4 protein-coding genes, 2 rRNA genes and 1 pseudogene are annotated in these 9,928 nt (G+C 73.8%); 3 read left to right on the forward strand and 4 right to left on the reverse strand.

Annotated elements, in window-relative coordinates; genetic code table 11:
• The first annotated feature begins 63 nt into the window (after positions 1-63).
• On the forward strand, positions 64-4,626 hold the full coding sequence (locus GA0070562_RS23455; protein WP_091426000.1) for an alpha-(1->3)-arabinofuranosyltransferase: 4,563 nt from the start codon (positions 64-66) through the stop codon (positions 4,624-4,626).
• Positions 4,623-5,867: pseudogene (locus tag GA0070562_RS30785) on the forward strand (polysaccharide biosynthesis protein); the annotation flags it as partial. The gene GA0070562_RS23455 and the pseudogene GA0070562_RS30785, both read left to right, overlap by 4 nt.
• Here GA0070562_RS30785 and nudC read toward each other — a convergent pair.
• Positions 5,770-6,714: an NAD(+) diphosphatase gene (nudC, locus tag GA0070562_RS23460; protein ID WP_091426076.1), complete on the reverse strand. Its 945-nt coding sequence runs from the start codon at positions 6,712-6,714 to the stop codon at positions 5,770-5,772. The pseudogene GA0070562_RS30785 and the gene nudC overlap by 98 nt on opposite strands.
• Before the next feature lie 186 nt (positions 6,715-6,900).
• On the opposite strand from nudC, the gene GA0070562_RS23465 reads away from it, so the two are divergent.
• Positions 6,901-8,715: a VanW family protein gene (locus GA0070562_RS23465; protein WP_175438855.1), complete on the forward strand. Its 1,815-nt coding sequence runs from the start codon at positions 6,901-6,903 to the stop codon at positions 8,713-8,715.
• Between the two features lie 57 nt (positions 8,716-8,772).
• On the opposite strand, the gene GA0070562_RS23470 is transcribed toward GA0070562_RS23465, so the two are convergent.
• The 3 genes from GA0070562_RS23470 to GA0070562_RS23480 form a co-directional block, all read right to left on the reverse strand.
• The gene (locus tag GA0070562_RS23470) at positions 8,773-9,399 is read right to left on the reverse strand and encodes an NADPH-dependent F420 reductase (protein WP_091426004.1); all 627 of its coding nucleotides are present in this window, start codon (positions 9,397-9,399) and stop codon (positions 8,773-8,775) included.
• A 207-nt stretch (positions 9,400-9,606) separates the two neighbouring features.
• Positions 9,607-9,723 (reverse strand): 5S ribosomal RNA (gene rrf, locus GA0070562_RS23475).
• 79 nt (positions 9,724-9,802) lie between these two features.
• Positions 9,803-9,928: ribosomal RNA gene (locus GA0070562_RS23480) — 23S ribosomal RNA — on the reverse strand; the annotation flags it as partial.

The raw sequence follows: 9,928 nt of genomic DNA on the forward strand, positions 1-9,928 counted from the left end.
TAACGTCGCGCGACACGCGTCATGTTGCAGGTGCGCGTACGGCCGGCGAGACAGGAGCCGAAAATGCGTGCGGACGGGACGACAACGTCGCCGACGGGGACGGACACCCCCGCCCGGGAGACCGGCCGTGCCCGGCAGACTGCCCGACGGTTCCGGCACCTGACGATCTGTCTCGCGCTCACCGCCCTCGCCTTCCAGCAGGCACCCGGACAGGTCGTCCCGGACACCAAGGTCGACCTGAACGTCAACCCGGCGGGGTGGCTGCTGCGCTCGCTGCACCTGTGGGATCCCACCGGCACGTTCGGCCAGCTCCAGAACCAGGCGTACGGATATCTCTGGCCGATGGGCCCGTTCTTCCTGCTCGGGACGGAACTGGGCATCGCGCCGTGGATCGTCCAGCGGTTGTGGTGGGCGCTGCTGTTCTGCGTCGCGTACCTCGGTGTGGTGCGGCTGGCCGGCCGGCTCGGCATCGGCAGCCCCGCCGGCCGGATGATCGCCGGTGTCGCGTTCGCGCTGTCCCCGCGCATCCTGACCCAGCTCGGCTGGTCGTCGGTGGAGTCCTGGCCCAGCGCCGTCGCGCCGTGGGTGCTCATCCCGCTCGTGGGACTCGCCCGGGGCTCCCGCCTGCGCCGCGCGGTCGCCGGGTCGGCGGTCGCCGTCGCCTGCGCGGGCGGCGTCAACGCCACCGCCGTCGCCGCCGTGGTGCCGCTCGCCCTGCTCTGGCTCGCCACGCTCCGGCCGCTGCGCCGCCGTGTCACCGCCCTCGCCGCCTGGTGCGGCGCGGTCGCCCTGGCCACCGCGTGGTGGCTCATCCCGCTGCTGGTCCTCGGCCGGTACAGCCCGCCCTTCCTGGACTACATCGAGACCGCCCGCAACACCACGAGCGTCACCGACGCGGTGACGACGTTGCGCGGCGCCTCCTACTGGGTCGCGTACCTGGCCTCCCCGTTCGGCGCGAACATCCCGGCCGGCGCGCGGCTGGCCAACGACACGCTGCTCGTCGTGGCCACCCTGGCGGTGGCCGTGCTCGGGGTGCTCGGGCTGTCCCGGCGCGGGATGCCGCACCGCCGGTTCCTCATCACCGGCCTGCTGCTCGGCGTCGCGCTCGTCGGGCTCGGGCACACCGGCGACCTGCCGAACATCCTCGCCGGGCCGCAGCAGCAGTTCCTCGACGGCATCGGCGCTCCGCTGCGCAACGTGCACAAGTTCGACGTGCTGCTCCGCCTGCCGCTGGCACTCGGCCTGGCGCACCTGGTCAGCCTCGCCGTACGCGCCGCCCGGACCGCGCCCGAGCAGCGCCGCGGTCGTGCCACGGCCCGGGCCTGGCTCACCGCCGGCACGGCCATGGTCGCGGTTGCGGGCGTCGCCTCACCGGCGCTCGCCGGTGGCCTCGCCACCCCGGGCGCGGTCAAGGACGTGCCCGGCTACTGGCACCAGGCCACCGACTGGCTGGACGCCAACACCGGACGCGGGCGCGTGCTCGTGGTCCCCGCCGCGCGCTTCCCCACGTACGACTGGGGCAGCACCACCGACGAGATCGCCCAGCCGCTGCTCGACAGCCGGTGGGCGGTCCGCAACGCCATCCCGTTCACCCCGCCCGCCACGATCCGGCTGCTGGACGCGATCGAGTCGACGCTCGCCACCGGCGCCGGGTCGAACGGCCTGGCCGATCTGCTCGCCCGCTCCGGGATCAGCCACGTCCTGTTCCGCGCCGACCTCGACCACGGCCGCTCGGACACGGCCCGCCCGGCGGTCGTCCGGCAGGCGCTGGAACGCTCACCCGGGCTGACCCGCGTCGTGGCCTTCGGCCCGGTACGCGGCGGCTCCGACTCCCCGGACGAGTTCCGCGACCAGGGCCTGGACGTGCCCGGCCGGGCACTCGAGGTGTACCGGGTGGACCGGGCCGTCCAGCCGGTGGTCGCGTACGACCGCGACGACGTGACCACTGTCGTCGGCGGTCCCGAGTCGCTGCTCGACCTGGCCGCCTCGGGCCAGCTGAGCGCCGCGCCCACGGTCCTGGCCGGCGACGCGAAGGCCGGCGGGACCACCGGGCCGGTCGTGATGACCGACGGGCTGCGGCGGCGCGACGTCTCGTTCGGCCGGCTGCGCGACAACTCCTCCCAGACGCTCACCGCCGGCGACACCTTCGCGGTGTCCGCGCCCGCGCACGACTATCTGCCCGACTGGGGACCGGAGTGGTCGACGGTCGCCCGCTTCGAGGGCATCAGCGGGATCCGCGCCTCGACCGCCCGCTCCCAGATCGACGCGACCGGCGGCGCCCGGCCGGAATACCAGCCGTACGCGGCGATGGACGGGAACACCGCCACGTCCTGGCGCTCGGCGCCGCACTCGCGCAGCGACAGGCAGTGGATCGAGGTGAACCTGGCGAACCCGACCCGGGTCACCCGGGTGGAGGTGTGGTTCGACCTGAAGGCCGACGCCCTGCCCACCACGGTCACCGTGACCGCCGGGTACGAGAGCCGCACCGTCGAGCAGTTCGGTGACCACATGGTCTTCGAGCTGCCCGGCGTCCACGCCACCCGCAAGGTCGAGGTCTCCGTCGACGCCGCGTTCGACCTGCGCCCGTTCGGCGACAAGTCGGTCGGCATCACCGAGATCAAGATTCCCGGAGTCGAGACCGGCCGGACGCTCCAGTTGCCCGCCGCCCCCGCCACCGACCAGCCGGCCGGTGTCGTCGTGTCGGCCGCGCCGTCCACGCCCGCCTGCTTCACCGTCGACGGCCGCCCGCGCTGCTCCACCGACGCGATCCGCGGCTCGGAGGACGCCTCCACCATCGACCGCACCTTCACGCTGCCGATGGCCGGGACGTACGACGCGAAGCTGTGGGCACGACCGACGCCCGGCCCGGAGCTGAACGCCGCCCTGGACAAGCTGGTCGCCGACGCCCAGCCGTTGCGCCTCGCGCCGCAGGTCACCGCGTCCTCGACGGCAGTGCCCGACCCGGCCGGCCGGCCCGGCGCGGTCCTCGACGGCGACCCGGCCACGAGCTGGTCACCGGCGCTGAACGACGAGGCGCCGATCCTGCGCCTCACCTGGCTCGAACCGCAGGTCATCAGCCGGATCCGCTTCACCGTCGAGGAGGGGACCGCCGCCACCCGGCTCGGCAGCGTACGGGTGGTCGGCGACGACGGGTTCCGCAGCAACCTGCTCACCAACGACGGCGTGCTCACGCTCGACCCGCCGATGCGGACCGACGAGATCACCATCCAGTTCCTCGACAAGCCGTCCGCCACCAGCACCGACCCGTACGGCCTGCGGCTGCCCGAGGCGTTGCCCGTCGCGGTCGGCGAGGTGACGGTGCTGCCCCTCGGTACCACCGTCGCACCCCGTCCGGAGACCCCGCTGAAGCTGGCCTGCGGTTCGGGCCCGACGCTCCAGGTGGGGTCGTCCCGGATCACCACCACGCTCACCGGCACGGTGCGCGACCTGCTGGAACTGCGCGAGATGCCGGTCACCGCCTGCGGCCGGAACACGCCCCGGCAGCTCGACCTGGGCAGCGGCGAGCACCGCGTCGTCACCACGGCGAGCACGCTCGCCACCGCCACCCGGGTCGCGCTGGCGCCACGCACCGCCACGCCCGCCGCGGCGGCCACCGCCAGCGACATCGAGGTGGGTTCCTGGTCGGCCACCGAGCGGCGGGTACGGGTTTCCGAGCACCCCGTCGACCGGGTGCTCGCGGTACGGGAGAACACCAACACCGGCTGGCAGGCGACCATCGGCGGGAAGACGCTCACCCCGCTCGTGGTGGACGGCTGGCAGCAGGGCTGGATCCTTCCCGCCGGTGTCTCCGGGGACGTGGTGCTGCGCTTCACGCCGGACACCCCGTACCGGATGGGTCTGCTGCTCGGCGGGGTTCTGCTGGCGGCGGTGGTCCTGCTCGCGGTGCTGCCTGATCGCCGGCCGGCCGGGGACCGGGCGGTCGCCGTCGTGCCGGCGGCCCGTCGACGGCTCACCCGCTCGCTGCCGCTGCTCGCAGTCGGCGCGGCCGCGCTCGTCCTCCACAGCGGTCTGCTCGGCGCCCTGCTGGTCGCGGCGGGCTTCATGCTCGCCGTACCCGGGCCGCGCCGCCTGCCCTGGATCGGTGACCCCCGGCGGGTCAGGAGGATCGCCCGGGCCGCCGAGACGTGGCTTCCCGGCGCGCTCGTGGTGCTCGCCGGATGGGTCTACCTGGAATCGGCCGACCAGCACACCGACGCGCTGCCGCAGCTCCTCACGGTCGCCGCCCTGGGCGCGCTCTGGCTCTCCACGACCGCCCGCCGACGGCCCGTACGCCGGATCCGCCCGGCCTCGGCGGCGGGCCCGGCCGTGCCGGCCCCCCGGGCGCCGACGCCCGTCCCCGCCCTCGCCGCCGCGGCCGTCGCCGCTCCCGCCGACCACACCGACCCGGGCGCGGGTCCTGATCGAGGACCGGACCTCGACGCCGACCCGGACGCGGACCGAGGTGCCGACCCGGACGCGGACCGAGGTGCCGACCCGGACGCGGACCGAGGTGCCGACCCGGACGGTCGGGCCGAGCCGGACCCGGACGGTCGGGCCGAGCCGGACCCGGACGGTCGGGCCGAGCCGGGCGGCGACCCGGTGTCCCGCGTCTCGGAGATCACGTGAGCGAGGGCCGGCCGGAGGCCGCGGACGCCCGGAGAACCGGGCTGGGGGCGGCGGGTGTCGCCGTCACGCTGGCCGGTGTCCTGGTCAACGGCCTTGCCTACCTGGTGCCGGTGCTCGCCGCGCGGAAGCTGGACGCGGACGACCTCGGCGCGCTCGCCACCGCCCTCGGACTGGTGGCCATCGCCGGTGTGCCGGGGCTCGGCCTGCAACTGGCAGTCGCCGTGCACCACGCCCGGCACGGCCCGTCGGACACCCGGCGGCTCACCGTGCTGACCGCCGCCGTGTGCGCGGGGGCGCTGCTGGTGGCGACGCCGGTGCTGGTCGCCGCGTTGGACCTGCCCGCAGTGGTACCCGCGCTGCTGGCGGTCACCACGGCCTCGGTGGTGCTCTCGTCCCGCTCGCTCGGCGAGTTGCAGGGCGGCCAGCGCTTCCTGCGGCTCGCCACCGCGATGGCGCTGCTGGCCGCCGCCCGCTACGGCGGGGTGATCGTGGGGCTGCTGCTCGGCGCGGGCCTGACCGGCGCGCTCGCGATCGGGGCGCTCACCGCCGCGCTCGCGCCCCCGGCGCTGGCCTGGCTCACCGGTACGCCCCGGCGACCGTCCGCCGCACCGCGCCTGACCGTCGCCCAGGTGACCGCCGGATGCGGCGCGACGCTGGCGATGCTCGTCGTCTCCTACGCCGACCTGCTGCTGGCCCGGCAACTGCTGCCGCCGTCGGGCTCCGGGGCGTACTCGGTGGGGACGGTCCTGACCAAGGGCGCGCTCTGGGCGCCGCAGGTCGCCGCCGTCCTGGCCCTGCCGCGCCTGGCCCGCGGGGACCGCCGCAGCCGCACCGTCGCGCTCGCGGTGACGGGTGCCTGCGGTCTGGTCCTGGTCGGCGCGTCGGCGGTCGCGGGCGGGCTGGCCTTCCGGCTCGTCGGCGGACCCGGCTACACGGCGCTGGGCCGGTACGCGCCGCTGTTCGCCGCCGTCGGCGCGCTCTACGCGGTGACGTTCGTGCTGCTCAACGACCGTCTCGCCGGGGGCGTCAGGTGGGCGGCGGCACCGTTGTGGCTGGGCACCTGCGCGCTGGTGACGGTCGCCGCGATCGTGCGCCCGCGTACCGTCGGCGGTCTGGTCGTCGCGGCCCTCGCGACGGCCGTGGTCACGACACTGCTGATGGCCGTGCCGGCGAGTCGGCGCCCAGCCAGTCCTCCAGCAACAGGTGGTCGATCGAGTCCACCCGGCCCAGCGGCCGACCGGACGCGATCCGCTCCCGCAGCTCCGCCCGGGTGAACCAGCGCGCCTCCAGCAGCTCCACGCCGTCGACGCGAATCTGCTCGGAAGCGGCGACGGCCCGGAAACCCACCATCAGGCCGGCGGGGAACGGCCACGCCTGCGACCCCTGGTAGGTCACGTCGGTGACGGTGACACCCGCCTCCTCCGCCAGCTCCCGACGGACCGCGTCCTCCAGGCTCTCACCGACCTCGACGAAGCCGGCGAGCGTCGACCAGGCCCCCTCGGCCGCACCCGCGTGCCGGGCCAGCAGGCAGCGCCCCGGCGGGCCGGGCGCCTCGACGAGCACGATGACGGCCGGCTCGATCCGGGGGAACAGCAGCCGCCCGCACTCCGCGCCGGCGCAGGTCCGGACGTGCCCGCCACCCCCGGCCACGGCCGCCGCGCCGCACGCGCCGCAGTATCGCTGCTGCCGGTGCCACAACAGCAACCCCCGGGCGTACGCCTGGACGGCCGCCCCGGCCGGGTCGAGCCGACCGGCCAGCGCCCGCAGGTCGACAGTCCCCGTCGCGGAGGCCGCCGCCACGGCGGCCCGCTCGCCCAGCGCGGAGAGATCCACGGCGAACACCGCGGCATCGCCGTCGACCCCGAGGAAGACGGTCTCGCCCGCGGCGGCCCGGACCGCCGACGCACGCTCCCCGGTGAGCCGGACCGGGCCGTCCCCGTCGACGAGGCAGCGGTCCCGCCACAACGGCAGCACCACGCTCGCCGGATCGGTCAGCCGCTCGGCCAGCCAGTCCGCGTCGACGCGTCGCGCCCCCGCCCGGTCCAGCCATCCGCCGCCGTACGCCGGCACCCGATCCTGTGTCCGCACCAGCTCACCGTGCCACGATCCACGCCCCGGCACGGCCCCGAAACGGGTGATCGGTGCGACACCGGCGGTCAACCGACACGACCGCCGGACCGGACACTCCCGGCGGGCCCGAGCGTTGGTTACCGTAGGTGTCTCCCGCGGGGGAAGCGGTCCCCGCGTGTACTTCCGATCGAGGTTGCAGTGACGATGTACGGCGAGAAGATGCCGGCTGCCGACGACCGGCCCACCATCAAGGTGGCGGCGGTGAGCTGGCCCGGCGTCGAGATGGAGCCGGTCGCCACACCACCGGGGGGCGGCGGCAAGCCGGCACGCTCGCGACGGGCCCGGCTGCTGCTGGCCGGCGGGATCGTCGCGGCCGTGCTCGCCGGCGGCGTCGGCCTGGGTGCCTACGCGTACGCCGGTGACGTGCCCCGGGGCACCACGGTGCTCGGCACCGAGCTGGGCGGGCGGAGCAAGGCCGAAGCGGCCCAGGCGCTCCGCGCCGAGCTGGAACGCCGGGCCGACACGTTGAACACCCCGCTCGCGGTCACAGTCGGTGGGAACAAGGCCGAGCTGAAGCCGTCCGACGTGGGGCTCGCCATCGACGTGGAGGCGACCGTGGCGGCGGCCGCCGAGGCGGACGCGCACGCGGTGAGCCGACTCGTCGGCTCCCGGTCGGTCGAGCCGGTGGTCACCGTCGACCAGGCCAAGCTGGGGGCGGCCCTGCGCAAGGTGATGGGCGCGCAGGGGCGTGAGATGACCATGCCGGCGATCATCTGGACCGGGACCACACCGAAGCCCGTCTACCCGAAGCCGGCGCTGACGATCGACACCGACGGCGCCGCCGCCGTGGTCAAGGCCGGCTGGCTGGCCGCCGAGCCGGTCACCGTGCCGCTCGTCGAGAAGTGGCCGGCCACCACCCGCGAGGAGGTGGACCGGATCATCGCCGAACTGGCCCGGCCCGCGGTGGCCGCACCGGTCACGCTCACCACCGACGGAGGCTCGGTCACCGTCCCGCCCGCCGCCATCGCCCGGTCGCTGCGCTTCTCCGCCGACGACGCCGGCACGCTCACCCCGAAGGTCGACGTCAAGCGGCTGCGTACCGCGCTCGGGGACCGGCTGACGAAGCTCGAGGTGGAGCCACAGGACGCCGGGCTGACCATCAGCGGCGGCAAGCCGAAGGTGCTGCCCAGCAAGGCCGGGCGCCAGGTCGACGCCGCCGCGCTCGGCCCGGCCCTGCTCGCGGTGCTGCCGAAGACCGAGGGCCGTACGGTGACCGCCGAGCTGAAGCCGGCCGCCCCCGAGCTGACCGAGGCGGAGCTGGCGAAGCTCGGTATCAAGGAGCGGGTGTCGACCTTCACCACCCACTTCACCGGTGGCCTCTCGTCGCCGCGGAGCCAGAACATCGTCCGCGCGGCGAAGGACGTGGACGGCGCGCTGGTGAAGCCGGGCGAGACGTTCTCGCTCAACGGGCACACCGGCGAACGCGGCTACGACCAGGGATACAAGGACGCCCCGACGATCGTCGGCGGCAAGCTGGTGCCGGGCGTCGGCGGCGGCGTCTCCCAGTTCACCACCACGCTGTTCAACGCCAGCTACTACGCCGGTCTGGAGGACGTCGAGCACAAGCCGCACTCGTTCTACTTCAGCCGCTACCCGGCGGTGATCGAGTCGACCATCTACTGGCCGCAGCTCGACTTCAAGTTCCGCAACAACACGCCCTACGGCGTACTGATCGACACGTCGTACACGTCCAGCTCGATCACCGTCTCGATCTGGAGCACCAAGATCTACGACAGCGTGAAGACCGAGTACGGCCCGCGCCGCAACATCACCCAGCCGAAGACGGTCTACCTGACGCCGGGACCGAGCTGCATCGCCGCCGCCGGCGCAGTCGGGTTCGCCCAGGACGCGTACCGGGTCATCAAGAAGGACGGCAAGGTGTTCAAGCGGGAGAAGTTCAGCTGGCGCTACGACGCCGAGCCGCGCTTCATCTGCGCCCCGAAGCCGGGCGACGACTGATCCACCGAACGCGGAAAAACCCCGCCGGACGCATCCGGCAGGGCTTTTCCATGCTTCTCAGGGCCGCGCCGCGGCCAGCCCCTCGCGTACGCCGTCGGCGTCCCGGTCGGTGCCGTAGACGGGCGTGTCCGGCTGCTGCCGCCAGCTCTCGTCCAGGGTGCCCGCGTCGACCGGGTCGAAGCCCAGCTCGTCCACCAGCCCCATCACGATCCGCTTGGCGTCCGCGTCGTCGGCGGCCACCGGCAGCGCGATCCGGCCCGCCGTACCGGCCGGCTTGCCCTGGTCCATCAGGTGCGCGGCCTGGATGTTGTTGAAGACCTTCACCACCCGCGCGCCCTTGAGGTGATCAGCGGTCCAGCGGCTGGAGCTGAGGCTGCGGTCCAGCAGCTCGGGGATGTCGCCGTCGCGCTGGGAGTAGTAGTTGTTGGCGTCGACCACCAGCTTGCCGTCGAAGAGCGCCGCCGGCAGCTGCGGCACCGCCCTCAGCGGGATCGCGATGACCACCAGCTCGGCGCCCTGGACGGCCTCCTCCACCGACACGGCCCGGGCGCCGCTCTCGGCGGCGAGGTCGGTCAGGCTCTGTGGCCCGCGGGAGTTGGCCACCGCGACGCCGTGACCGAGTGAACGCAGACGACGGGTGAGGGTGCCCCCGATGTGCCCCGACCCGATGATTCCGATCTCCATGCCCACTCCTGTACCCCGTGCGGTCGGACCCGATCACGGTCCCGGCGTACGGCACGTCACGTTTCGCGCCACCGAGCCGGCGGGCGTGTGCGTGCGTCGACGGTTCCCGCTCGACGGTACGAGATCGAGAGGGCCCGTCGTGGTGTTTTCCGGGGGAGAATACGATTCAGGGCCACCCCGTGTGGGGTGGCCCTGAATTGGAAGATTGTCCGGCGGTGTCCTACTCTCCCACACCCTCCCGAGTGCAGTACCATCGGCGCTGGAGGGCTTAGCTTCCGGGTTCGGAATGTTACCGGGCGTTTCCCCTCCGCCATGACCGCCGTAACTCTATGAACATGTCAACCAACCCAACAACATGGGTGGTGGTTTGTTCAGAGTTGCACAGTGGACGCGTAGCAGCTTAGTAGTCAAGTCCTCGGCCTATTAGTACCGGTCAACTGAACCCGTTACCGGGCTTACATTTCCGGCCTATCAACCCAGTCGTCTAGCTGGGGGCCTTACCCCACAAATGTGGGTGGGATACCTCATC

The sequence above is a fragment of the Micromonospora tulbaghiae genome (genome assembly GCF_900091605.1).
GTDB classification, from domain to species: domain Bacteria; phylum Actinomycetota; class Actinomycetes; order Mycobacteriales; family Micromonosporaceae; genus Micromonospora; species Micromonospora tulbaghiae.